25 protein-coding genes and 1 other RNA gene are annotated in these 25,953 nt (G+C 30.3%); 11 read left to right on the plus strand and 15 right to left on the minus strand.

Going from position 1 to position 25,953, the window contains the following annotated elements:
• Position 1 precedes the first annotated feature (1 nt).
• Entirely contained in the window at positions 2-970 is a 969-nt protein-coding gene (gene pta / locus HMPREF9131_RS05370; protein WP_009345855.1) for a phosphate acetyltransferase, read from the minus strand.
• Between the two features lie 121 nt (positions 971-1,091).
• Here pta and HMPREF9131_RS05375 point away from each other — a divergent pair, with 121 nt between their 5' ends.
• The gene (locus HMPREF9131_RS05375; RefSeq protein ID WP_232202590.1) at positions 1,092-1,517 is read left to right on the plus strand and encodes a hypothetical protein; all 426 of its coding nucleotides are present in this window, start codon (positions 1,092-1,094) and stop codon (positions 1,515-1,517) included.
• A gap of 84 nt (positions 1,518-1,601) precedes the next feature.
• On the opposite strand, the gene HMPREF9131_RS05380 is transcribed toward HMPREF9131_RS05375, so the two are convergent.
• The 4 genes from HMPREF9131_RS05380 to HMPREF9131_RS05395 form a co-directional block, all read right to left on the minus strand.
• Complete coding sequence (locus HMPREF9131_RS05380) at positions 1,602-2,198, minus strand: hypothetical protein (RefSeq protein WP_009345820.1); 597 nt, start codon at positions 2,196-2,198, stop codon at positions 1,602-1,604.
• A gap of 5 nt (positions 2,199-2,203) precedes the next feature.
• Entirely contained in the window at positions 2,204-3,067 is an 864-nt protein-coding gene (locus tag HMPREF9131_RS05385; RefSeq protein WP_009345857.1) for a polyphosphate kinase 2 family protein, read from the minus strand.
• A 90-nt stretch (positions 3,068-3,157) separates the two neighbouring features.
• A complete protein-coding gene (locus HMPREF9131_RS05390; RefSeq protein ID WP_009345812.1) occupies positions 3,158-3,877 on the minus strand; it encodes an SDR family oxidoreductase in 720 nt (239 codons plus the stop codon).
• A gap of 190 nt (positions 3,878-4,067) precedes the next feature.
• Positions 4,068-4,832: a serine aminopeptidase domain-containing protein gene (locus tag HMPREF9131_RS05395; protein ID WP_009345858.1), complete on the minus strand. Its 765-nt coding sequence runs from the start codon at positions 4,830-4,832 to the stop codon at positions 4,068-4,070.
• A 133-nt stretch (positions 4,833-4,965) separates the two neighbouring features.
• Between HMPREF9131_RS05395 and HMPREF9131_RS05400 the strand changes: the two genes are divergently transcribed.
• The 3 genes from HMPREF9131_RS05400 (at position 4,966) to HMPREF9131_RS05410 (ending at position 9,488) form a co-directional block, all read left to right on the plus strand.
• Positions 4,966-7,521 carry a heavy metal translocating P-type ATPase gene (locus HMPREF9131_RS05400; protein WP_009345811.1) on the plus strand — a complete coding sequence of 852 codons (2,556 nt, stop codon included), beginning with the start codon at positions 4,966-4,968 and terminating at the stop codon, positions 7,519-7,521.
• Complete coding sequence (locus HMPREF9131_RS05405) at positions 7,518-7,787, plus strand: metal-sensing transcriptional repressor (RefSeq protein WP_004825692.1); 270 nt, start codon at positions 7,518-7,520, stop codon at positions 7,785-7,787. The genes HMPREF9131_RS05400 and HMPREF9131_RS05405 overlap by 4 nt, the downstream gene beginning before the upstream one ends.
• Before the next feature lie 123 nt (positions 7,788-7,910).
• Positions 7,911-9,488, plus strand: a complete 1,578-nt coding sequence (locus tag HMPREF9131_RS05410; RefSeq protein WP_009345842.1) for a potassium/proton antiporter — start codon at positions 7,911-7,913, stop codon at positions 9,486-9,488.
• A gap of 28 nt (positions 9,489-9,516) precedes the next feature.
• Here HMPREF9131_RS05410 and HMPREF9131_RS05415 read toward each other — a convergent pair whose 3' ends face one another.
• Together HMPREF9131_RS05415 and HMPREF9131_RS05420 are read right to left on the minus strand one after the other, a co-directional pair.
• On the minus strand, positions 9,517-10,254 hold the full coding sequence (locus HMPREF9131_RS05415) for an SDR family NAD(P)-dependent oxidoreductase (protein ID WP_004825716.1): 738 nt from the start codon (positions 10,252-10,254) through the stop codon (positions 9,517-9,519).
• An 11-nt stretch (positions 10,255-10,265) separates the two neighbouring features.
• Positions 10,266-10,676, minus strand: a complete 411-nt coding sequence (locus HMPREF9131_RS05420; RefSeq protein WP_009345819.1) for a metal-dependent transcriptional regulator — start codon at positions 10,674-10,676, stop codon at positions 10,266-10,268.
• A 263-nt stretch (positions 10,677-10,939) separates the two neighbouring features.
• Here HMPREF9131_RS05420 and HMPREF9131_RS05425 point away from each other — a divergent pair, with 263 nt between their 5' ends.
• The 4 genes from HMPREF9131_RS05425 (at position 10,940) to HMPREF9131_RS05435 (ending at position 13,612) form a co-directional block, all read left to right on the plus strand.
• On the plus strand, positions 10,940-11,578 hold the full coding sequence (locus HMPREF9131_RS05425; RefSeq protein ID WP_009345850.1) for an HAD family phosphatase: 639 nt from the start codon (positions 10,940-10,942) through the stop codon (positions 11,576-11,578).
• Positions 11,575-12,174 carry a VanZ family protein gene (locus HMPREF9131_RS05430; RefSeq protein WP_009345825.1) on the plus strand — a complete coding sequence of 200 codons (600 nt, stop codon included), beginning with the start codon at positions 11,575-11,577 and terminating at the stop codon, positions 12,172-12,174. Before HMPREF9131_RS05425 ends, HMPREF9131_RS05430 begins: the two co-directional genes overlap by 4 nt.
• A gap of 48 nt (positions 12,175-12,222) precedes the next feature.
• Positions 12,223-12,573: a transfer-messenger RNA gene (ssrA, locus tag HMPREF9131_RS08265) on the plus strand.
• A gap of 91 nt (positions 12,574-12,664) precedes the next feature.
• Positions 12,665-13,612, plus strand: a complete 948-nt coding sequence (locus tag HMPREF9131_RS05435; protein ID WP_009345822.1) for a DMT family transporter — start codon at positions 12,665-12,667, stop codon at positions 13,610-13,612.
• 352 nt (positions 13,613-13,964) lie between these two features.
• On the opposite strand, the gene HMPREF9131_RS05440 is transcribed toward HMPREF9131_RS05435, so the two are convergent.
• From HMPREF9131_RS05440 to HMPREF9131_RS05455, 4 genes are all read right to left on the minus strand, one after another.
• Complete coding sequence (locus HMPREF9131_RS05440; RefSeq protein ID WP_009345814.1) at positions 13,965-15,515, minus strand: S-layer homology domain-containing protein; 1,551 nt, start codon at positions 15,513-15,515, stop codon at positions 13,965-13,967.
• Positions 15,516-15,581: 66 nt separating this feature from the next.
• Positions 15,582-16,883 carry a pyrimidine-nucleoside phosphorylase gene (locus HMPREF9131_RS05445; RefSeq protein ID WP_009345846.1) on the minus strand — a complete coding sequence of 434 codons (1,302 nt, stop codon included), beginning with the start codon at positions 16,881-16,883 and terminating at the stop codon, positions 15,582-15,584.
• Positions 16,884-16,997: 114 nt separating this feature from the next.
• Positions 16,998-19,004 (minus strand): sodium-translocating pyrophosphatase, encoded by a 2,007-nt coding sequence (locus tag HMPREF9131_RS05450; protein ID WP_009345838.1) that lies wholly within the window; start codon positions 19,002-19,004, stop codon positions 16,998-17,000.
• Between the two features lie 19 nt (positions 19,005-19,023).
• Positions 19,024-19,254 carry a preprotein translocase subunit SecG gene (locus tag HMPREF9131_RS05455; protein WP_004825712.1) on the minus strand — a complete coding sequence of 77 codons (231 nt, stop codon included), beginning with the start codon at positions 19,252-19,254 and terminating at the stop codon, positions 19,024-19,026.
• A gap of 359 nt (positions 19,255-19,613) precedes the next feature.
• On the opposite strand from HMPREF9131_RS05455, the gene cysK reads away from it, so the two are divergent.
• Both cysK and epsC read left to right on the plus strand, forming a co-directional pair.
• Positions 19,614-20,495 (plus strand): cysteine synthase A, encoded by an 882-nt coding sequence (cysK, locus tag HMPREF9131_RS05460; RefSeq protein WP_004825715.1) that lies wholly within the window; start codon positions 19,614-19,616, stop codon positions 20,493-20,495.
• On the plus strand, positions 20,488-21,024 hold the full coding sequence (gene epsC / locus HMPREF9131_RS05465) for a serine O-acetyltransferase EpsC (protein WP_004825706.1): 537 nt from the start codon (positions 20,488-20,490) through the stop codon (positions 21,022-21,024). Before cysK ends, epsC begins: the two co-directional genes overlap by 8 nt.
• A 165-nt stretch (positions 21,025-21,189) precedes the next feature.
• Here the strand turns inward: epsC and hydF are convergent, their stop codons facing one another.
• Genes hydF through HMPREF9131_RS05485 form a run of 4 tightly spaced genes read right to left on the minus strand, consistent with a single transcriptional unit; the run spans position 21,190 to position 25,079 of the window.
• Positions 21,190-22,362: a [FeFe] hydrogenase H-cluster maturation GTPase HydF gene (hydF, locus tag HMPREF9131_RS05470; RefSeq protein ID WP_009345809.1), complete on the minus strand. Its 1,173-nt coding sequence runs from the start codon at positions 22,360-22,362 to the stop codon at positions 21,190-21,192.
• The gene (hydG, locus tag HMPREF9131_RS05475) at positions 22,362-23,777 is read right to left on the minus strand and encodes a [FeFe] hydrogenase H-cluster radical SAM maturase HydG (RefSeq protein WP_009345832.1); all 1,416 of its coding nucleotides are present in this window, start codon (positions 23,775-23,777) and stop codon (positions 22,362-22,364) included. Before hydG ends, hydF begins: the two co-directional genes overlap by 1 nt.
• Positions 23,778-23,814: 37 nt before the next feature.
• Entirely contained in the window at positions 23,815-24,843 is a 1,029-nt protein-coding gene (gene hydE, locus HMPREF9131_RS05480) for a [FeFe] hydrogenase H-cluster radical SAM maturase HydE (RefSeq protein ID WP_009345810.1), read from the minus strand.
• On the minus strand, positions 24,843-25,079 hold the full coding sequence (locus HMPREF9131_RS05485) for a TM1266 family iron-only hydrogenase system putative regulator (RefSeq protein ID WP_009345823.1): 237 nt from the start codon (positions 25,077-25,079) through the stop codon (positions 24,843-24,845). Before HMPREF9131_RS05485 ends, hydE begins: the two co-directional genes overlap by 1 nt.
• A 131-nt stretch (positions 25,080-25,210) precedes the next feature.
• Here HMPREF9131_RS05485 and HMPREF9131_RS05490 point away from each other — a divergent pair, with 131 nt between their 5' ends.
• Entirely contained in the window at positions 25,211-25,846 is a 636-nt protein-coding gene (locus HMPREF9131_RS05490) for a hypothetical protein (RefSeq protein ID WP_009345831.1), read from the plus strand.
• The last annotated feature ends 107 nt before the right edge of the window (positions 25,847-25,953 follow it).

Consider the following 25,953-nt stretch of genomic DNA (forward strand, 5'->3'; position numbering starts at 1 on the left):
ATTATAAAGCTTCAGCTGCTGTAACTATTGCTAAATCGTAAACTTCATCTTCAACGCATCCACGAGAAAGGTCATTTACTGGTTTATTTAATCCTTGTAGTATAGGTCCTATTGCCTTATATCCACCAAATCTTTGAATCAATTTATATCCAATATTTCCTGCTTCAATATTAGGGAAAATGAATACATTAGCACTTCCATGTAATGGTGAATCAGGAACTTTCTTATCTGCTACTTCTTTAACAAAAGCTGCATCAAATTGTAATTCCCCATCAATTAACATATTTGGATTTTTTTCTTTTGCAAGTTTTGTTGCATTAGCTACCAATGTAACTCTGTCATGCTTTGCTGAACCGTGGCTTGAGAATGAAAGCATAGCAATTCTTGGTTCTAGTCCGAATTTTCTTGCAGTTTCTTCTGTAACAACTGCAACTTCCGCAAGTCCTTCTTCATCAAGGTCTGTATTAATTGCACAGTCAGCAGCTACATACATTTTGTCATCTCTTAGTAAAACAAAAGCTCCGCTTGTTCTTTTAATACCTTCTTTAGTTTTAATAATTTGAAGAGCTGGTCTTACTGTTTCAGCAGTAGTGTGATTTGCACCTGAAACCATTCCATCTGCCTTACCCATATAAACATACATTGTTCCAAAATAATTTGGATCTTTTAAAATATCTCTAGCTTGTTCAACAGTTGCTTTTCCCTTACGTCTTTGAACAAAAGCATCAACCATTTTGTCAAATTCTTCAAATTTTTTTGGATCAACTATTTGTAAATCTGAAAGATTAACCCCTTCTTTATGGGCTAAATTTTTAATTTCTTCTACATCACCTAAAACAATAGGTTCAATTACTCCATCATTTTTAAGTCTAATTGTTGCTCTTAAAACTCTTGAGTCATTTCCTTCAGGAAATACAATTTTTACATTTTTACCTTTTAATTTTTCACTCAATGATTCGATTAATGACATTTTTATCAACGTCCTCCTTTTTCTTCAAAATAATTATAACACATTTAAATATTTTTTAAACAACTATATGAGCACTTATTTGCTTTTTATATATGGATATTTAGTATATAATGTAGGTGAGGTGAATTTTTTGAGCAAAATTATAAAAGAATTTTTTAAAGTCGAAACAATTGATGCCCTGCCTACAGGAAAAATTGAAGATATTTTAAATTTAGTTAATGATACTTATTTAGAAGTTATGGCTAGAAATCACCAAGTAGATTATGATAATTTATCAATGGATGATATAAAGGAAGAATTACATAAAAATATTTTAGAAAATTTCAAAGCTACTCTTATGAGCTTTGACAAAAAAGAACTTAAATCTTTTAATGAATTTTATCAAGGTATAGTAGATTATTCTGATGAAATGGTCTATGTAAATTTAAAAAAATTCTTATCTTTAGGATTTATCTTTTTATTTTTATCAAAGAGCGGAGGATATTTTACTTTTGTGATGCCCGACCCATTGATCGACCAATTTGAAGAACTTTTAAGAACTAGCTAAAAACTGATACCCATAAGTAAGGTATCAGTTTTTTGATAAAATATTTTTTTGAAATAATAAATTTATATTGGTAATAAAAAAATTCTAATTAAATTCTGAAGATTTATCCATAAATTTTAAACACATTAAATAATATTCATGGTCAGCCTGCCCCTCAAATTCATCAAGTGTTTTTACATCTATACTTTTAGTTCCTTTAGAAGCTGGAAAATAGTCTACTTGCATAAGTATATAGTCTTTATTTAATTCTATCTTTTCAAATTCTTCGTTAAAAGATATTGCTCTTGCTTCTTTTTTATCAACATTGACATCAGGTTTTATACTTGTAATATCTCCATTTCCTAAGCTAAAAATAAACTCATTTTTCAATAAACCACCAGCAAAAGAAAAGCTATTCTTAGAAAAATTTTTTATATATTTAAAATCTCCGCTAAAAGAAGATGTGTTTTTTTCATCTATTTTCCCGCTTTTTACCCTTACAATTGATAATTTATAGGAGATAGCATTTTCAGGAACTTTAGCCTTATAAAATTTTAAATCTGGAATAATAGCTTGGTATGTTTGTAACTTTTCTTGGTCTGTAATTCCTGTATCGGTACTCATCATAAATTTGCTTTTATTTGAAAAATTACAAGCCGTTAAAGTCATTATAATTAATAAGATTGATATTATTTTTTTCATATAGCCTACCTACTTGACTTCAAAATTTCTTTCCACTTATCTAAACTATCTTCTTCATCTTTAGAAAGTTTTGGAAATTTGGGGTCTAAAGCTTCAAGTTTTTCAAGTATAACTGTTGAAACAAGATAACGAGAAAACCATTTTCTATCTGCTGGAACTACATACCAGGGGCATTTTTTTGTGGATGTTTTTTCTAAAACATCTTCATAACACTGTCTGTACTTGTACCAATGTTGTCTTTCTAAGATATCACTCTTAGAAAATTTCCAATGTTTTTCAGGTCTCTCCAATCTTTCCATCAGCCTTTCTTTTTGTTTGTCTTTGGAGATATGAAGGTAAAATTTAACAACGCTGATTCCATTATCTGATAGGTATTCTTCAAAGTTGTTTATTTCTTCAAACCTTCTATCCCATATATCTTGACTTATAAGTTTTTCAGGAAGTGGTTGTTCTTCAACTAAATTATGAACCCTTGTTACGATAACATCTTCATAATGACTTCTGTTAAAAATACCTATTTCACCTCTTGCTGGGACCATGGAATGAATCCTATATAAATAATCCCTATCTAAGTCCATATAAGTTGGAACTTTAAAGGAAGCAACATGAGTGCCTTGAGGATTTAAACCAGTCATTATTTTTTTTATAAGCGAATCTTTTCCAGCCGCATCCATAGCTTGCAAAACAATTAAAAGTGCTTGCTTGTTTTCAGCATATAACTTTTCTTGTAAATCCTTCATCTTTTTTATATTTTCTGGAATAAGTTCCTTATAGACTTGATCCTTTGTTAGTTTTCCTTGATAAGAAGTGGGAACCTTATCTAAATTAATTTTTTCTTTAGGTCTAACTAGATATTCATTAGTATTCATAATTTACTCCCTTTTTAATATTTTAAAAGGTGGCTTTTAAGCCACCTGTTATTTTTCGATTCAAAATAAATCAAATCTTTTACACTTTAATTATAATGTAAGTCCTCCATCAATAACAAGAGTTTGACCTTGAATATATGTTGCTTGGTCTGAACATAAGAAATAAATTCCGTTAGCTATTTCATCAACTTTACCAAATCTCTTCATAGGGATTTGTTTTACATACATATCTTCAAGACCTTCAGTCATATGACTAACTATAAAACCTGGTGCAACAGCATTTACATTGATGCCCTTTCTTCCGAACTCACGAGCCCAAGTTTTAGTCATTCCCATTACGGCAGCTTTTGAAGCAACATAGTTACATTGTCCATAAGTTCCCATAATTCCTGAAACTGATGCTAAAGATACAATCTTTCCTTGTTCTCTTTTTAACATTTCAATACCTACAAGCTTAGTCATGTAGAATACAGAAATTAGATTTAAATCTATTACTTTTTTGAAATTTTCTTCACTCATTTTAACTGTGGAAGCATCTAAGATTCTACCTGCATTATTAACAAGTATATCAATCTTGCCAAATTTTTCCATCGCTTTATTTACGAGTTCTTGACAAGCTTCATATGTTATTATATCTTCTTTAACTTTCAAAATTTCAACATCATAGTCTTTTAAAGAATCAATAACATTTTGAATTTTTTCTTCATTTCTATATTGAAGAACTAAATCAATTCCTTCAGATGCAAATTTTCTAGCAATTGCTCCACCAATATCCCCTGACGCTCCTGTAATTATAGCACTTTTCCTCATTTTTTTTACTCCTTTCATAATTTAATTTTTTATGCCTTCCCTAAATCTTTAGATAATACTAAATATTATCATTTTATGTAAGCACAGAGAACTTTGCCGCCATTTTAAGATATTATTATAAAATCGAAGTAAAGTACCCTGTTAATATTATAACGCAAATTCCATTATTTGAAAAGTTTTTTTCCAAATTTTACAAATCTTTAAAAATTTTTATCGATTCTTCAAGCATGGGTGTCGTCAATTGATGAGTCGTAAGTTCAAACCTTTTAAACTTAATTAATTCTTTATTATCATAAATTTTATAAAGCTTTTTAAAGGCATTTTCTTCAATATCTGGGTTTATAACATTATCTTCATTTCCATTAAATAAAATTAAAGGTCTATTTTTTAATTTATCCATATTAGCTATAGGATTAACTTTTATTAGAAAATCACAAGTTTCAGTAAATTCTTTATCTTCATTTTCTGAAACTATAGATTTTTTCGCCCTGTCAACTATATAATCATAATCAATAATACCATTAAAAATCATTGCCATATTCAAATCTTTATTTAAAGTATAAATACCCCCACTAGATATAGCTCCCATAGAATGACCGGAAACGCCTATTTCTTTTTCCTTAAAATTTTCTTTTATATATGAGATAATTTGACTACTTTCCCTAATGTTTTGAGAAATTGCACGCACAAAATATTTAGCCCCTGTGTTTTTATCATCATAATCTATATGACCCCTTTGACCGTGAAAGATTGCATCTGGTAAAAATACTCTATATCCAAAACTTGCAAAAATGTTTGCTCTAAAAAGTTGATTTTCGGCAGAACTGGACCAACCATGATAAAAAATTAAATTTTTAATTTTAAAATTTTCTTTTTGAGGTTCAAGTACAAAAAGATTAATATCACAAATATTAATTTTATTCATCTTGCAATAATTATTTATTATATATTCCATAATATAAGCTCCCTTAAATTATTTATAAATCTATTATATATCAATAAAATTATTTTAGAATAATAAGTCTTTACTTTATTTGTTAAAGTGTTATAATAAAGATACCCCACCCAGGGTGTGAGGAGGTAAGGTTATGAAAGAAAAATTTGATATTTCCGGCATGACTTGTGCTGCTTGCTCAGCTAATATTGAGCGTGCAGTAAATAAAATTTCTGGTGTGAACAAGGCTGAAGTCAGTCTTATGACTAATACTATGAATGTTGATTTTGATAAAGATAAAACCGATATAGATGAAATTATTAAAGCAGTCAGTAATATTGGATATGGTGCAAACTTGCAGGCTCAAAAATCTCAAGTAATCCCAAATCAAAATATAAGTCAGGAAGAAAATTTAAGAAAAAGATTTTTTCTTTCTCTTGGATTTTTAATTGCCCTTATGTATGTATCTATGGGACATATGATAGGTCTTGCTCTTCCTGATTTCTTAACAGGTACCAAGGGAGCTATGTCTTTTGCATTTTTACAATTTTTACTAACATTACCTGTGATTTTTATTAATAGAACTTTCTTTATATCAGGTTTTAAAGGTCTTAAAAATTTTGCTCCAAATATGGATTCTCTTGTAGCTCTTGGGGCAAGTGCATCTTTAATATATGGTATTTATGCTATTTTTAAAATGTCTATTGGATTTGGAACTTCAAATCTTTCTCTTGTAGATGCTTACAGAGAAAATTTATATTTTGAATCTTCAGCGATGATACTTTCCCTGATAACACTAGGAAAATATTTTGAAGAAAAATCTAAAAACAAAACAAAAAATTCTATAAAATCTCTTATGGACTTGGCTCCTAAGATGGCAAATGTTGTTATTGATGGAGAAATTGTAAGTAAAAAAGTTGAAGACATAAAGCTTGGAGATATAATTTTAGTTAAAGCTGGAGAAAAAATTCCCTGCGATGGTATTATAGTCGAGGGACAAACATCCATAAACCAAGCTGCAGTAACAGGTGAATCAATCCCCCTTTATAAAAAAGTTAATGATAGAGTTATTTCTGCAACAATAAATGGGTCTTCACCATTTAAATTTAAAGCTACAAAAGTGGGTCAAGATACAACAATCTCAAAAATAATTTCTATGGTCTCTGTTGCTAATCAATCTAAAGCACCCATTTCAAAATTAGCAGACAAAATTTCTGGAGTTTTTGTACCTACAGTTATATTTATTTCAATTATGACTTTTATAATTTGGTTTTTAATTGATAAAAATGTAGAAAAGGCTCTTAACTTTGCAATTTCTGTTCTTGTAATTTCTTGTCCTTGTGCTTTGGGACTTGCAACCCCAGTATCAATTATGGTGGCTACAGGAATGAGTGCAAAGCAAGGTCTACTATTTAAAAATGCTGAAGTTTTAGAAAATCTCCATAAAATTGATTCCATTGTCCTTGATAAAACAGGAACTATAACAAATGGTAAGGCTCAAGTTACTGAAATTTTTACTTCAATGGATAAAAATAAATTTCTAGACCTCATAATTAATCTTGAAAAAAATTCTGAGCATCCACTTTCTAAGTCAATAATTGATTTAAAAAAAGATTATCCTACAAAGGATCTGAAAGTCGAAAATTTCAAATCAATAGCAGGTCGTGGCATTGAAGCAGAAATTTCAGGTAAAAAATATTTAGCTGGAAATCTTCCCTTAATGGAAGAAAAAAATATAGATATTTCTAAATATGAAAAACAAGCTAAAGAACTTCAAAAATCAGGCAAAACTCTGATGTATTTTTCTGATGAAAAAGAAATTATTGGCCTTGTGGCTCTTATAGATCTTCCCAAGAAAAATTCTAAGAAAGCTATAAAAAATCTTAAAGATTTAGGATATAAAATTATTATGCTTACAGGTGATAATATATATACAGCAAATGCTATTAAAGAGCTACTTAATATTGACAAAGTTTATGCAGAACTCATGCCTGAAGATAAAATTAAAATTATATCTAAATTGCAAGAAGAAGGTAAAAAGATATTAATGGTTGGAGATGGCATAAACGATGCTCCAGCCCTTGCTAAGGCTGATATTGGTATGGCAATTGGAGGAGGTACTGATGTGGCTATTGAATCATCTGATGTCGTTTTGATGAGTCAAGATTTATTAGATATAAGTAAAGCTATAGAAATTTCTCAAGCAACTATAAAAAATATTAAAGGGAATTTATTCTGGGCATTCTTCTATAATGTATGCGGAATTCCTCTGGCTGCAGGAATTTTATATAATTCTTTAGGATTAAAATTAAACCCTATGTTCGCATCAGTTGCCATGTCATTTTCATCAGTATTTGTTGTAACTAATGCCCTTAGATTATATAAATTCAAATCTAGAATTATAGATAACAATAATGACAAAAAATTTCAAACTCAAGATAATAAAAGTAAATTAAATTCACAAGAATTTAAAAATATAAATGAAAAAGGAGAAGATAGTATGGAAAAATTATTAAAAATTGAAGGAATGTCATGTAATCACTGTGTAAATCATGTTAAAGAGGCTCTTGAAGGTCTTGATGGAGTAAAAGAAGCTTCAGTTTCTCTTGAAAAAAATCAAGCGAGGGTTATTTTAGATAAGGAAGTTTCTGAAAAAAGCCTTAAAGATGTGGTTAAAAAAGCAGGATATGAACTGACAAGTATAAAATGAAAGCAAATAAAGAAGTACAAATAAAAAAATTAAAAACAGTTAGAGGTCAAATTGATGGTCTTATAAAAATGATGGAAGATAACAGATATTGCCTTGATATTTCTAATCAGCTCATGGCTTCAATTTCCATTTTAAAAAATATAAATAAAGATGTCCTTAGTGCTCACTTAAATGGATGCCTAAGAGATGCTTACGGAGCAAGCCAAGAAGATATTGATGAAAAAATCGAAGAGATTAATAAGCTTATAATAAAACTTTCAAAATAAATAAGTTTGCTAAAAAAATAAGTAGATATCTTAAAATTTTAAAAAAACATCCCTATTCTTAACCTTATTAAACTTTTATCGGGTATAATATAGTTAAATTTAGAATTTTATGGAGGTTTGTAGTTGCATCTACTTTTTATTGCCATAATTTTAATATTGGCTCTTATAGCTATTAGGATTTCTAATAAATCTGGAATCCCCGCACTTCTCTTGTTCCTGACTTTAGGAATATTATTTAATTTTTTCGGGGTGAATTTTAAAGACTATCATTTAGCAGATAAAATTGCAAATTTATCTTTAATGATAATTATGTTTTATGGGGGTTTCGGTACCAACTGGTCCATGGCTAGACCCGTTGCTGGCCCTGCTATTACACTTGCATCCCTAGGAGTAGTGTTTACATCCATAATAACAGGATATTTTTCATATAAATTTTTGGGCTTTGATTTTTATCAAGCTATGCTTTTAGGCTCAGTTGTCGGTTCCACTGACTATGCATCGGTATCAAATATTTTGGTTTCAAAAAATTTAAACTTAAAATATAATACCGCATCACTTTTAGAGATAGAATCAGGCTCAAATGACCCCACTGCCTATACTTTAACAATAGTTTTCATTTCTATAATTTTAAAAGAAAAAATTTCCATTCCATTATTAATTTTTAAACAGATATTTTTTGGCATTGGTCTAGGATTTTTAATGGGCTATATTTTTATGAAAATCATAAAAACTTTAAAATTATCAGAAGATGGATTATTTTCAGTTTTTATAGCTGCTGTAATGCTGGGAACTTATTCACTGTGTGATTTTATCGGTGGAAATGGATACTTAGCTTTATATATCTTAGGGATATATATAGGTAATAAAGAATTTACCCATAAAAAAGAAGTTGTGTTTTTTTATGATGGAGTTACAAACCTGGTTCAAATTGCACTTTTCTTCCTATTGGGATTGTTGTCTGACCCAACAAAAATATTTCATTCCCTTTTCTATGGATTTATACTTATGATTTTTATGCTTTTAATAGCAAGACCTATAAGCGTTTTTCTGCTATTAAAAGTTTTTAAAACAAAATTTAAACAAAATCTTTTAATTTCAATTGCAGGAATCAGAGGAGCTGCAGCTATTGCTTTTGCCATTATGGCAGTAAACTCCGGAGCAAATTTAGGAATAGATTTATTTCATATAGTATTTGTAATATGTCTATTCTCATCATTAATCCAAGGATCACTCATGCCCTATCTGACAAGAAAACTTTCTATGTTTGATCCAAATGATACAGTTCTTAACACATTCAATTATTATCAGATAAAATCTCCCTTCGGCTTTATTATTTCAAGAATAAAAAATGGAAGTTCATGGGTTGATAAAAGAATTAAAGAAATAAATCCTCATTTTGACCTTATTATTGCAAAAATAGAAAGAGATGGAAAAACAATAATACCAAAGGGTCATACGATAATAAAAGAAGGCGACACTTTGGTAATAGGTGGAGAAATGTTTTTTGATGAAAGCGGAAAAGAACTTGAAGAAATAAAACTTTCAAATGGTCATCCTTGGGTTAATAAATATATAAAAGATTTGCATATAAATAAAACTACCCTAATAGTTATGATAGTAAGAAATAATAAAGAGATAATAATACCAAATGGTCAAACCCAATTGAATGAAAATGATAGAATTGTAATTTTAAAAAAATAAGTTCCCTGCCTTGTGTGCAGGGACTTTTTTAATCGTAATATCCTCCATTTACTCCTAAAACTTGACCAGACATATATGAAGCCTTGGAAGACAAAAGAAAATTAATTACTTGTGCAACTTCTTCAGCCTTACCATTTCTCATTAAAGGAACTTCTTGAGCAAAGCCATCTAGGGTTTCTTTACTCAATATTGCCGTCATATCTGTTAATATGCAACCGGGAGCTACAACATTAACCCTAATATTTGAAGGACCAAGTTCCCTTGCTAAAGCTCTTGAATATGCAATAACTGCGCCCTTACTTGCCCCATATGTGGATTCCATAGACCCGCCAGTTTGTCCCCAAACAGAGGATAAATTAACAATTGCTCCTCTTTTTTGAGAAACCATATAAGGAACAGCCAATCTACAAGTGTTAAATTGTCCTCCTACATTGACTTCAAAAACTCTTTTCCATTCAGAATCCTCAACTTCTTGACATAATTTAGGGAAGGGAGCAATACCTGCATTATTTACAAGCTTATCAACGCCACCAAAATTTTTTTCAATAGTTTTAAACATATCCTTAACTTGATCAAAATCAGAAACATCGCACCCCACAGCCATGGAATTTATGCCCCTTGATTTAAGAATACTTACTACTTCTTCTGCCTTTTCTTTTTCTTTTATATAATTAATAACTATATTTAAGTTTTCATCAAAAAAACTAAGGGCAGTAGCTCTACCTATGCCCCTGGAAGAACCTGTTATTAAAATAGTTTCTTTCATAATATCCACTCCTATATATTTTCCTTAGCATTAATATAAATTATCCTACCGTGAGGACAATTTTTAGGATAATTTAAATATTTATTAAGAGATTCGACAAGCTCATCTGAGGTCACATGTTCTAACAAATCAGCTTGATTATGCACTTGGTCTGCTGGAAAATCTAAAACTTCTTCCAAAAACTTTTCCCACAATCTGTGAATAGAAATTAATTTTTCTCCAATTTTTAGACCTTGTTCAGTTAAATAGATTTTTGAATTTTCAGTATAAACTAAATTATCATCTTTCAATTTTCCAATCATTTCTGTAACAGAAGGTTTAGAAACTTCAAGATAATTAGAAATATCCTTATTTTGTGCAAAGCCAGCATTTTCAATTCCTTTAAAAATATTTTTTATATAATCTTCTCTTGATGGACTCATCTTAACTCCTCTCAAATCTCAATACTTATAAAAGATTTTATATATTAAATCTCTTCTATTTTACATCATATCAGGACACTTTACGAATTTATTTAAAAAGCTTTATCTTATATAAACTAATTTTATACATTTATCATCATTTTTATATTATAATATATTAGGAAAAATATTTGTATAAGACAAACATTCAAATTACTGAACTAATTATTATAAATTGACATAATATTTGTACTTATATATAATCGTTGGGATTGGAGGATATTATGAAGCTAATTATATTTGACTTAGATGGAACCCTAGTAGATTCTATGGGATATTGGAGAAATCTATCAACAGATTTTTTGAAAAAAATGGGTCTTACTTTAAAAAGAGAAGATGAAGATTATATGACAACTTTAAACCTAAAGCTTTCAACATCTTTTTTAATAGATAAATTTAACTTAGATATGTCTTATGATAGCCTTTATAATACCTTTAAAGAACAAATTGTTGATTTTTATTCAAATAAAGTGCAATTAAAATATGGTGCTATAGATATTTTAGAATATTTCAAATATAAATCTTATAAAGTAGTAATAGGAACTTCAACCAACAAAGAATTTGCTAAAATACCTGTTGAAAAATATGATCTAAAAAAATATATAGAAAACATCTATACGGTAGAAAGTCAAACTTATGCAAAAAATGATCCAAAATTCTTTAAGAGTATATGCCAAGAAAATAATATTTTACCCGAGGATGCTATTTTAGTAGATGATTCAGTAATAGCTTTAAGAAATGCTAAAAAAGCAGGTCTTGTTACAGTCGGTATTTATGATGAAAACTCTAAAGATACTTTTCCATATATAAAAGCAGAAAATCCCTATTCGATAAAAAAATTAACTGAGCTAAAAAATATATGAAACTATTTTTATTTTTCTTTACAAGAAGTTTAGTAGCTTTTCTTCTCACTTTTATAGGATTTTCACAGATTAGACTTCACTTCTTCAGAGATTTTAGAAAAAAATCTAATGGTCAAAGAGAATTTTTCATGTGCCTATTGGCAAGTTATCTGGTAGTTTTAGCTATTATTTTATTTACTCCAAATTCTTTTATCTCATCACATGGCATAGACCTTACAAATGACCATTTTAATTTTGTAGGAAATTTTAAAGATAGGATAAGCGCTGGCAATTGGGGAGTGAATTTGATACCTTTTAGAACCATAAAATCATATATAAAATATTCAGGATTTTTACACTCTCTAATAAATATATTGGGAAATGTATTAATATTTCTTCCCTTAGGTTATATTATCCCTATAATCTATAATAGATATAAAAACTTTACCAAATTTATATATCTGACCATATCCATATCAATATTTATAGAATTTATACAATTCTTTATAGGCAGAAGCGTAGATATAGATGACTTAATTTTAAATACCCTTGGTGGAATTTTAGGATATCTATACTACAAAAAGCACAGCAAAAAACTTGATAAAATAGGAAGATAATTGACAAAAAAAATCTTATTTTATATAATGTAATTTACAATAAAATAAGGGGGCGAAAATGGTTTCGACGGGGATTCTGAGCCTTAAGTAGCGAGTCGTTGATGAATCACACAACGCTAAAATGGTTCATAAAAATAAACGACGAAAATAATTTCGCACTAGCTGCCTAAGGGTAGCTTATCTAGCTTAAAGTGCCCACGCTTTAAAATCTAGGTATCAAATTTTGTGGGGAACCGCACTGCACAAGTTGTCATAATGCAGGACGGAACTTATGACAATATCCTACGATTTTTTTGATTATTTAAAAGACTAGGAGAAAATTTAAAAATAGTCTGCACTCGGAGAAGCTTTTTGCAGACGAATCTTCGGACGTGAGTTCGACTCTCACCGCCTCCACCATACAAATACATTCTTTTGAATGTGTTTTTTTTATTATCTTTAAAACTTGCATGAGTCTACTACTAACCTTATAATGATTAGGGAGGCAATAATGAATTTAATATATGTATTTTTAGCCGCCATATTTTTTTCAAGTATGGAGGTTGCAATTAAACTTTCTGGAGGGGCTTTTAATCCCATACAATTAAATCTTCTTAGATTTTTTATAGGTGCATTAATCCTATATCCCATAAGTAAAAGAGAATTAAAAAAAGCAGATTATAAACTGAAAAAAGATGACTACATAGGCTTTGCTATTACCGGACTTTTGTGCATAGTTTTTGCAATGACATGCTACACCCTATCCGTATATTACTTAGATGCCCATGTGGCAGGTATACTTTTCTGTTCCAACACATTTTTTTCCATGATTTTGGGACATCTATTTACCAAAGAAAAAATCAGTAAAAATGTTTTTATAGGAATAGTCATAGCTTTTATAGGATTTTTAGTCTTAATAAATCCTTTGAATTTCAAGGGTTCCTTGTTCGGATTTATTGTAAATATTTTATCGGCGTTTTCTTTTTCCCTTTACTCTTTAGTAGGCAAAAAATTGAATGCCCATAAACCTATAAAATCACCAACAATAACATCATTTACCTTTCTCTTTGGCTGTGTTGAACTATTAATATTAGTATTAGTATCTAGAATCTCTTCTGTCAGCGAATTCTTTATGGGAATTGGACTTGATAAATTTGCAAGTATCCCAATAATTTCAGGAATAAACAAGGATAATATTTTAATACTACTTTATATAGCGATTTTTGTAACAGGAATGGGCTTTGCTTGTCATTTCTTTGCAGTAGAAAAAAATCCAATAGCAATATCATCTCTTGTATTTTTTATAAAACCTATACTTGCACCAATATTTTCCCTAATATTTTTGAAAGAAAGAATTTCTACAAATGAAATTATAGGTGTGATTCTTATAGCCATAGCTTCATCAATAATATTTATGGAAAAAAGAAATTTAGAAAAAAGAGTAAGTTTAGAAAATTAACTTTAAAAATATTATTTTGATGGTCGTATGATATTTAATACATTAGAAAAGGTGATGTTGCAGAATAGGTAAATCTATTATGCTCATCACTTTTTTCTTTAATATTTGTATTAAGCCATTAATTTATATAGTTTTTTTTAACAATAATGAATCTTTCCACATTTTCCTTAAAAAGTAGGGTCACATAATAAAGCTAGCTATAGTGAATATTTTTTTATTATTGGTAATATCTATAGGAGATTTATACTGATTTTATTTAATAACATTAATACTTTAAAATTAATATACTTTTCTCCATAAAAAAAGACTTTTAAGATTTATAAAAATCAAAAAAGTCTTTTTTATAAACTTTTTACAAACCACTGACCTCAAGTATTTGATAATATGCCCAGTGTTTATCTGATAAATCCTTGTAAGGATTTTTGCTATAGGTATTTAAAAATTCCTTATTTACTTTTCTATCTAAAATATTATTTACAATTACCGCTGCCTGACATCTTTTAAGCTTGCCATCAGGGTTAAAGTGTTTTGAATCTGTACCTACCATTATTTTATTAGCCACTAGGGTATCTATAGCTTTTTTTGCCCAATGATTATTGGAAACATCCGAAAATTTTACACTTTCAGAACTTTCATCAAGTTTTAAATAATTATAAATAATCATGGCAAATTCTGATCTTTTTATTTCTTTTTCAGGTTTAAAGGTCCCGTCACTATATCCTGAAATAAGCTTTCTGGATTCAATTGCAGTTACTGCTCCTGCATACCATTTTTCTTGATCAACATCTTTAAAAGATGAAAAATCACTAACAGTCTTATTGCCCATTATGATTTTACTTAAAACTTGACAAACTTCAGCTCTAGTCATTGCCTTATCAGGATTGAATTTGCCCTCGCTTCCAACCATATAGGGCTTTCTAACACCTTTGATTGCTTCTTGAAGTTCATTAAAGACTTTTCCTATATCTTCATCTTTAACCACTTTTTTTACTTGAAGATATTCTCCACCAGCTATTGCTGCCTTTAGCCTTGCTTCTTCTTCCTTTGTAGCCTTAGCTGTTGGCAATCCTTTTGCAAAAGCTACATAGTCGCTTATTTTTTTCATATTTGAAATAGAATTTATTACTTCTTCGCTGGACTTTTTTACATCCTTTGTTTTATAAGACTCATCTACTCCCTTAATTATATAATCAACATATACATTATCATCTTCATAGTAGGCATAGAGTCTAATTTTTTCACCTTCACTAAAAGGATTTACATCAATAGAAAAGTTACCATCTTTATCAGCTTTAACTCTTTTTAACTCATCTTTACCCTTATAAAGAACAATAGTTGCATTTTTTTCTGACTTACCCTTAATTGTTTTTGAATTAGCATAGATGTCGTAAATTTTTAATTCAATATTTCCTGCCTTTGTTGAAGATTCCAAATTTTTTTGACTAGAACCCGTATATCCCTTCCTATCCTGATAGGAAAGAACAAAGGAATTTTCTAAATTTTCACCTGATTTGATTTCTTTTCTCACCTTTGTGTTGATCTTTAAGCTTAAGTTTTCCTTATCAATCTTACTTATATCATCAACATTTAAGCTGATAATATTTTGAGAAGTTTTAGAGTTTTCTGTTGTTTTTAAATTAATCTTTCCCGGATTTACTTCTGCTCCCACTAAATCTGTAGAAAGTACTTTTAAATTACCATCCATAAGTACGCTGACAGAAAAAGATTCATATTTTTTCTTATAATCTTTAGGTAGTTTTATATTTAAGTTATATAGAAGATTTTCCCCACTTTTTGCACTTGAAACGGCAGGTTGTTCTAAAACTACCTGAATATCTTCATCAGCATATACACCAATAAAAATTAAAAACATGGAAAGAAAAATTACAATTAATTTTTTCATGAAAACCTCCTTTTGTTACATTATACTAAAGTATCAATTCCTTATCAATTAAATTAATAACATTATCTACTTTAAAATCTCTTCAATAACCTTAATTTTTTCCACCTTATTTTTTGAAAACTCATAAGCTTGGTAAAAGCTATCTATTAATTGCTTATCTAATAAATCATCATAGTGGATTTGACCTAAACTATCCCCAATTTTTACATAATCTCCAACTTTTTTATCCATAATTATGCCCACAGCATAATTAATTTTATCCTCTTTCTTTTTTCTTCCTCCTCCAAGTTTCATGGATAGAATCCCTAACTCTTCTGAATTTATCTTAGAAATATATCCTTCTTCTTTAGATTTCATATCTTCTATATGTTTTGATTTAGGCAAGAGGTCTAAATCATCAATTTGATCAACATTTCCACCTTGAGATCTGACCATCTCTTTAAATTTTAAAAATGCTTTTCCATTTTTTATATTTTCCCTCAACATCTTATCAGCTTCTGCTTCATCTGATGTGATTTTTCCTTGCATTAACATAATTTTCGCTGCAGAAATAATAAATTCTGTAAAAGACTCTTCACCCTGACCTTTTAATGTCAATACAGCTTCTTTTATTTCTAAAGCATTACCAATTGTTCTTCCAAGAGGAGCATTCATATCTGTAATCATCGCCATAGTATTTTTACCAAGACTTTTGCCTATTGAAATCATAGTTTTTGCAAGTTTTTTTGCATCTTCCACAGTGTGCATAAAAGCACCCTTGCCATATTTAACATCGAGAAGAATTGTATCTGAACCCGCAGCTAATTTTTTTGACATTATTGATGAGGATATCAGGGGAATAGAATCAACTGTTGCCGTTACATCCCTTAGGGCATAAAGTTTTTTATCTGCAGGCACAAGCTCTCCTGTTTGTCCAACAATTGCTATACCAATTTCAGCAACTTGTTTTTTAAATTCATCTTCTGATAAAAATATATTTAAACCGCTTATAGATTCCAATTTATCTAGAGTTCCACCAGTATGACCCAAACCACGTCCACTCATCTTGGCAATTTTTAAACCACAAGATGCTACAAGAGGTCCTAAAACTAGAGAAGTTTTATCTCCAACTCCCCCTGTAGAATGTTTATCTGCTTTTATACCTTCTATCTCCGATAAATCAAGAATATCTCCACTATGTACCATTTCTTGGCAGAGATTAACCGTTTCTTCTTGATTCATTCCCTTCAAGCGAATAGCCATAAGTAATGCTGAAGTTTGATAATCTGGAATATCTCCACTACAAAGTCCCTTTATCCAAAAAGAAATTTCTTCCTTTGAAAGTTGTTCTCCTAATTTTTTCTTTTCTATTATATCTAAAATTCTCATAAACCCTCCTAATATAAATATATTATAAAAAATATTTCTTATAAATTAAAGATTAAAAATATAAAAAAAGTGCAAGGACTTGCCTCGCACTTTAATCAGGGTAAATATTCTTTATTATTTAATTAAAATTCCACCATAAGCTACAAATAATGGTGCAAATACTAATGAAACAACTGTAATAAGTTTAATTAAAATATTTAGAGAAGGTCCAGATGTATCCTTGAATGGATCTCCTACAGTATCTCCAGTTACAGCAGCCTTGTGAGCTTCTGAACCCTTTCCACCATGTTTTCCACCTTCAATATATTTCTTTGCGTTATCCCATGCTCCACCAGCATTAGACATAAATATTGCCATCAAAACTCCTGTTACAAGAGCTCCAGCTTGAAGTCCTCCAAGTGCTTCAGTTCCAAGAAGTATACCAACAACAATTGGTACAACAACTGCTATAAGACCTGGTACAATCATTTCTCTTAAAGCTGCTGTAGTAGAAATATCTACACACTTTGCATATTCTGGAGTAGCTTCTCCTTCCATGATTCCTGGAATTTCCTTAAATTGTCTTCTAACTTCATCAATCATAGCTGATGCTGCATTACCTACTGCTGACATTGTTAAAGCAGAGAATGCAAATGGAAGCATACCACCAATAAATGTTGCGGCAATAACTGCTGGTTTAGAAATATCAATTCCTGTAAGACCAGTAGCATTTATATAAGAAACAAATAATGCTAAAGCTGTTAGTGCTGCTGAACCAATGGCAAATCCCTTACCAATAGCTGCTGTTGTATTACCAACTGAGTCAAGAGAGTCTGTAATTTCTCTAACCTCTTCAGGTAATTCACACATTTCTGCAATACCACCTGCATTATCTGCAATTGGTCCGTAAGCATCAACGGCTATTGTCATACCAGTTGTAGAAAGCATACCAACAGCTGCAAGAGCTATACCATAAAGTCCATAAAGTGGTTCAATATTTCCACCTGCTCCTATATAAGAAGCGATGATTCCAAGAGCTATAACAACAATTGGCCAAACAGTTGAACTCATACCTACTGAAAGACCTGCAATAATATTTGTAGAAGAACCTGTTTCAGATTCAGCCGCAATTCTTTGAACTGGCTTATATTGATCAGCAGTATAATATTCAGTAAATTTTGAAATAATAAGACCAACAACAATACCAATAATAACTGGTATAAATGGTTTAAATGATGCAAAAATATAATTTGATAAAAGTGCTGCTGCTACCATTGTAACTGCTGCAGCTACATATTCACCACTGTTTAGAGCCTTTTGAGGATTCTTATCTCCCTTAACAAAAAATGCTGCAATTATTGAAGCTACAATACCGAAAGCTGCAATTAGAGTTCCGTATAAAACTCCATTTTCACCATAAGCTACAACTCCAAGAGTAATAACTGAAAGTAAAGCTCCTACATATGATTCAAAAAGGTCAGCTCCCATTCCTGCAACGTCCCCAACATTATCACCAACATTATCTGCAATAACAGCAGGGTTTCTAGGGTCATCTTCAGGAATTCCTGCTTCAACCTTACCAACAAGGTCAGCTCCAACATCTGCTGCCTTAGTATAAATACCCCCACCAACTCTTGCAAAAAGTGCAATAGATGATGCTCCTAAAGAAAATCCAGTAATAATTTCAACTGAAGCATCAGCAAAGAAATAAGCTCCAATAATACCTATAATTCCAAGACCAACAACGCACATTCCCATAACTGCTCCACCTGAAAATGCAATATCAAGTGCTTTTCCAAGTCCGTGAGTCATGGCTGCATTAGATGTTCTAACATTTGCCTTAGTGGCAACCTTCATACCTACAAATCCGGCTAATACTGAAAATAAAGCCCCAAAAACAAAACAAACTGCAGTTTGAATTGAATGAAGCCCAATTGCCAAGATTAATGCAAGTACGATTACAAAAACAACAAGAGCCTTATACTCTCTTGTTAAAAATGCCATAGCTCCTTGTGAAATGTAAGAAGAAATTTCTTTCATTCTGTCATTACCTGGATCTTGTTTTGAAACAAAAGATGCCTTATATCCGGCAAATAAAAGTGCCAAAACACCAGCTATAGGAGCAAGTAACAATAAATTCATCCTTATAATCCTCCTTAAATTAGCTTAAAGCTGCAAGTACTAATAAAACTACTGCAAATATAATACTTGAAACAATTACAATTTTATTTTGTATTTCTTTCTTACTTGAACCCTTATGTTGACCCCAAAGACTTGTGTCGCTAGCGCCTTGTAAAGTTCCAAGACCTGCTTGCTCAGTTTCCATTTGGGCAATAATAAGAGTTACAATTATACCTGCAATTATTATTATAATTGATAATAAAGTTTTCATCGTGTCCCCCCAATTTATTTATAACATATTGATTTTAACACACAGCGCTCTATTTATCAAATAAAATATTCATAAAGATGGCTTAAAATTAAGAAAAACTTTAAAATCGTTAAAATGAATAGTCTTTAATTTAAAATTATTTTTTAACTTATTGACATAATATAGTTTTTATTGTATGCTTATGTCTAAGAGAGAGTTGATTACTTATGAAAAATTTATTTTTAAAAAATTCAACTATGGCATTCTGTTGTCCTATCTACAAATAGGGCTTCTTTGAATGTGTAAAATCTTTCCAAAGTTTATTCGGGATATATGTTTTACATATATCCCTTTTTTATTATAAGAAAGGAAAAAATTATATGAAATTATTAGAAACCATAGGAAAAACAAATTTAGTACAATTAGAAAACATCAGCAAAAATATTTATGTCAAAGTAGAAAAATCAAATCCTGCAGGCTCAATTAAGGATAGGGCTGCTTATCAAATGATTATGGGTGCAATAGAAAGAGGAGAACTAAAAGAAGGCATGAAAATTGTTGAGCCTACAAGTGGTAATACCGGCATAGGTCTTGCCCTAATAGGTAGAACTTTGGGTTTCCCAGTAGTATTAACAATGCCTTCATCCATGTCTATTGAAAGGGTAAAATTAATCAAAGCTTATGGAGCTGAAGTTATTTTAATTAAAGAAGGTGGCATGGCAGGATCAGTAGAAAAAGCAAAAGAACTTGTTGAAAATGGAGCTTATTATATGCCTAATCAATTTGATAATAAAGACAATGCTCTTGCACATTATAAAACAACAGGTCCTGAAATTTATAATGATCTAAAGGATATAAATGGATTTGTAGCAGGATTTGGAACAGGCGGAACTGTTACAGGCGTAGGAAGATATTTAAAAGAACAAGACAAAAATATTAAAATTTGGGCAATGGAACCTTACGAATCTCCCCTTTTAAGTCAAGGAAAATCCGGCAGTCACAAAATTCAAGGAATAGGTGCTAATTTTATTCCTAAAGTTTTAGATGTAGATTTATTAGATGAAGTTATCACAGTTAAATCTGATGATGCTATAGATATGGCAAGACGTCTATCAAAAGAAGAAGGTCTTTTAGTTGGTATATCTTCAGGTGCTAATGTTGTCGCTGCATTAAAAATGCAAGAAAAACTTGGAGGAAATATTGTAACCGTTCTTCCCGATACGGGAGAAAGATACCTGTCCACAGAATTATTCAATGATTAAATATTTTAAAGCCTTAAAAGAATATGGCGAATTTATCCTGGACCAAGACCCTGCATGCCAAAGTCTTTTTGAAGCAGTCTTTTTATATCCAATAGTTCGTGCCATGATTTATCACAGGATTGCCCACCATTTCTACAATAAAAACCACAAGATTTTAGCAAGATGGATTTCTCAAATTTCTAGAAGAAGGACAGGTATTGAAATTCACCCTGGAGCAAAAATAGGCAAAAATTTATTTATAGACCACGGCATGGCTGTTGTTATAGGAGAAACAGCAGAAGTTGGGGATTATTGCCATTTTTACCACAATATAACTCTTGGAGGTACAGGTAACGAAAAGGACCACAAAAGACACCCAACTGTTGGTAACTATGTAACAATAGGAACTGGCGCCACAATTCTTGGTCCTGTAAAGGTGGGAGATTTTGCAAAAATTGGTGCTGGTGCCTTGGTTCTTTCTGATGTTCCAAAGGGTGCCACAGCAGTTGGTCTGCCGGCAAAAGTTGTAAAAATTAAAGAAATTGATTAAATTTTATGATTAATAATAATATATACATGATAAATAGCTAACTTCTTTAATAATTATCTATTATTTCCTATGAGAACTATTAATGTATATTAAAAAAATTCAAAAAAATATAAAACTTACCCCAAAGATTCAAATTTTAACTGAGTTTGGGGTAAATTTTATATTTTATATAGTTATTTTATCAAGAATTTTTTTAAAATAAGCAATAGTCAGCCCGTAGTTTGTAATGGGTACATTTAAAACTTTTGCTTTTTCAATCCTATTTAATATATTATTTCTTGTCAGCATGCAACCACCACATTGGATGATTAGATCATATTTTTCAATATCTTTTGGTAGGGATGCTCCACTTTGAAAATCTACCTGCAAATTTTCTCCATATTTTTTCTTTAACATATTTGGAATCTTAACTCTTCCAATATCTTCGCTTAAAGGAGCGTGGGTGCAACATTCAGCTATTAAAATTTTTGAATTTTCATCAATTTTTGAAAAAACTTCTGTACCTTTAATATAAGCGTCAATGTCACCCTTCATTTTTGCAAATAATACAGAAAAAGAAGTGAGTTTTGATTTTTCCGGTTTTAGTTTATAAACATCTTGTAAAACTTGGGAATCAGTAACTATTAAATCAGGCGCCTCTTTTAAGGATGAAAGCATATCTTCCATATTTTCCACCTTTGCAATATATAAAAGTGCTTCTCTATCTAAAAGTTCCCTTATAGATTCCACCTGAGGCAAAATCAGTCTTTTTTTTGGAGCTGCAATATCCTGTGGCATTATGAGTAAAACTCTGTCGCCTTTTTTTACAAGACCATCAAAAATTAAAGGAGCCTCCTCTGGTTTTAATTTGACAAGTTCTTTTTTTAATTCTTCTATTCCATTTTTTTCTTTTGTAGAAATTTCTATAATTTTAAAGGGCAAATCTTTTAAATTCTTATAAATATTTTCTTTTTCTTGGGCTGATAAAATATCTACCTTATTAATTACAAGTAAAATTTTTGATTTTTTAAGTTTTTTTATGAGTTCAAGCTCTCTTGCAATATCAGAATCAGAAAATAAAATTATGGCAATATCTGCCTTTTCAATATCTCTTTCTAATCTCTGTTCCCTGAGCTTACCTAAAAAACTTTTATCACAAACCCCTGGAGTATCCATTATAGTTACAGGTCCTAGTCCCAAAAATTCCATAGACTTATATACACTATCAGTAGTAGTTCCTTCTCTATCTGAAACTATTGATACTTCCCTAGCTGCTAAAAGATTTATAAGAGAAGACTTGCCACTATTTACTTTTCCAAAAATACCTATATGAATCCTATTTCCCTTTGAAACTTCCATTAAAATCTAAAATCTCTCTTTCCTTCATAAGCCATCTGAGCTATCATGGTTTTTGCTCTTTCTCTTACAGAATCTCTTGGAATTTTCTTAAGTTCATGATCAATTAATTTTTCTCCTAATTCTTTAGAAAAATCTGAACCATAATCAAGTAAATATTCCTTTAAAGTCATAAGAGCATTGGGTTGACAGCAGTTTAATATTTGCTTGGACTTGCACAATGCCATAAACCTATCTCCAGTTCTGCCTGCCCTATAGCAAGCAGTACAAAATGATGGTATATATCCAAGCTCAATAAGCCAATCTACAACTTCTTCAAGGGTTCTATTATCTGCCAGTTCAAATTGAGCAGAATTTACATCCTTACCATTGGCATAACCGCCAACTGTAGTTCTTGAACCACCTGAGATTTGACTGATTCCTAAAGCTAAAGCTTTTTCCCTTACTCTTTTTGATTCCCTTGTAGAAATAATCATACCAGTATATGGAACACTCAAGCGAATAAGACCAATAATTTTTTCAAAAATATCATCTGCAAGAGCATTTTTAAAAGATTTAGGGTCAATATCATCAGCAGGTTGGATTCTCGGCACAGAAATAGTGTGTGGTCCAACACCAAAAGTTGCCTCTAAGTGTTCGGCATGCATAAGCAATCCTACCAGCTCATATTTATAAGTTTCAAGTCCAAACAAAACTCCAATACCAACATCATCAATCCCGCCTTCTTGGGCTCTATCCATGGCTGTTGTGTGATAATCATAATCGTGTTTAGGTCCGTAAGGATGAAGTTTTTCATAAGATTTTTTATTGTAAGTTTCTTGGAATAAGATATATGTACCTATTCCCCTATCATGTAATTTTTTATAATTTTCTACAGTAGTAGCTGCAATATTTACATTGACACGTCTGATTGAGCCATTTTTATGCTTAATCGAATAAATTGTATCAATAGATTCCAAGACGTAATCAATTGGGTTATTTACTGGATCTTCACCAAGTTCAAGAGCAAGCCTTTTGTGACCTAAATCTTGAAGAGCAATAACCTCATTTTTTATCTGCTCCTGTGTCAATTTAATTCTAACTATATTTTTGTTTTTAGCATGGTAGGGACAATATACGCAGTGATTTACGCAATAATTTGAAAGATAAAGAGGTGCAAATAGAACAATTCTATTTCCGTAATAATTTTCTTTGATTTTTTTTGCAAGAGAAAAAATACCGTCTTTGACCCATTTTTCATCAGATAAGAGAAGCACCGCCGCTTCCCTATGGCTCAAACCTTTTTCTAAAGAAGCCTTGTTTAGAATTTCTTCTAACATAAGCTTGTTGTTCTTATTTTTTTGTGCAAAATCCAAAGTGTCTAAAATTTCCTCATGATTAATAAATTCATTAGGATCGCTTGAATATTTATTATACATAATTTCTCCTTTCCAGGTCAGATTTTAATCTTTCCTGTCAATAATCCCCTCTAGACATAGAGAGTTCATAACCTATTGCACCAACTTTAGAACTCAGAGAGAAAAAATCATCTTCATTTTCAAGTTTAGTGCCAATTTTATTATCATAGAGCTTATAAGATTGTCTCAATTTTTCACTGCCAATATTTGGCATAAGAACATTAGCTCCAGCAAGAATTCCAAGTTCCCTTCCCATCTTATGGATAGTCCCAAGAGCTGTAGTCGCAGGCAAAAGAACTTTTTCATCAGCAATTCTTACAATAGATAATATTTTAAGAACATAACTTAATTTACCATTTTCATAATTATTAAAAGGCGAATCTTTTTGGGCAATAAAAGGTCCAAGACCAACCATTTGAGGCTTTAATTTTAAAATTAGTTCTAGATCTTTGTAGACATTTTCAATTTTTTGATAGGGAGAGCCTATCATCATACCACATCCAGTTTGAAAACCTAGAGATTTTAAATTATAAAGGCACTCGATTCTGTTATCAAAAGACATTTCACGAGGATGCAGTGCCTGATAATGACCCCTATCATAAGTTTCATGACGCAAAAGATACCTATCAGCACCAGCCTCTTTAAAAGCTTTAAAATCTTCAAAAGATCTTTCTCCAAGAGATAGGGTGATGGCAATGTCTGGATAAATATTTTTAAGAGTTTTAATAATATCAACCATATAATCCTTAGTATAAAAAGGGTCTTCCCCTCCCTGCATAACTAAGGTTCTAATGCCCATCTTATAACCAGCCTCAGCTCTTTTTAAAATATCTTCCTTTTTTAATCTAATTCTCTGGGTATTTTTATTATCACTTCTTAAACCGCAATAATAACAATTATTCTTGCATACAGTAGAAATTTCAATTAAACCCCTAATATAAATTTTATTAGAAAAATTTTTCAAAGCTAATTTTCTAGCAAAGGCATTTAAGGAAGAAAAATCTTCTAAGCAATAAAGAAACTTAAATTCCTCAAAAGAAAGCTTTTTAGTCAGATAAAACTTATTACAAATATCCTCAACATTCATTATTGTATTATTGTCTTTGATGATACCCCTGGCAAAGCACCAATTTTCCCGTTAAGTGCGTTAATAGTATCCATAGGAGCATCCAAGGCTACAGAAATAATATTTAAATTTTTTTCTCTGTAAGGTACTCCAAGCCTTCCAATAATAAATTGTCTAAATTCGTGAAGTTCTTCGTTTAATTTTTCAACAGAATCTGGGTTAGTAACAATGATAGCTATTACTGCAATTCTAGTCATAAAATCCTCCTTTTGTTATATCCTTAACAATTTAATTATACTAAATTTATAAAATATATCAACTAAATATTGAAAAAACCACTTATTTATATTTATATGTGAGTATGATAAAATAGTAAAGAGGTGAATCTATGAAAAAGCTACTTTTAATTCCTTTAATATTAATATTAGGTGCCTGTTCCCTATCATCTACAAAAAATTATAATAACATAGACCAAGTATATAGGGTAAAGCCCGTAAGAATTTCTTTTGAAAATTTAAAAAATACCACAAAATCAAAAGATAAAAACTTCAAATTCAAAGTTACGTACAGGGACTTGAGACTATTTGAAAATCATTTAGGCATAGACTTGTTCAAAAATCCAGCCCAAATCTATGTAAGTTACATAGAATTTTTTGGAGGACCTATTTCACAAGTAAATATATATTCAGTTGAGCAGAACTCCTTTAATGACAAAGAAGATGACCTTCTAGTAAAAATTACATTCTCTACATCATCATCAATAAAAAACTTACCAAAAGACTCATTAAAAGAATATGAATACTACGATAGCTACCAATTTGAAAACTCTCCAAAACTTCTCATATATGTAAAAAGTGATCATATAAATAGAGTAGTTAAGGCAAAAGGCATATATAAAATTAACAATATGGTCTATGAACTAAGCTCAAATAACACTTATGATATAATAAATAATTTTCAGTTATTAGAAAATTATAATATGAAATCTCTATTAAACGAAAAAATGGCGGATTACAATAACTAATCCCGCCATTTTTTATATTTATACTAAAAACTAATAAAAAATACATAACTATTATATATTTTAAAATCAATACATAAGCTAAAAACATAAAGTAAAAAGATAGAGCT

It is taken from the genome of Peptoniphilus sp. oral taxon 836 str. F0141 (assembly GCF_000179335.1).
Lineage (GTDB): Bacteria > Bacillota > Clostridia > Tissierellales > Peptoniphilaceae > Peptoniphilus_A > Peptoniphilus_A lacrimalis.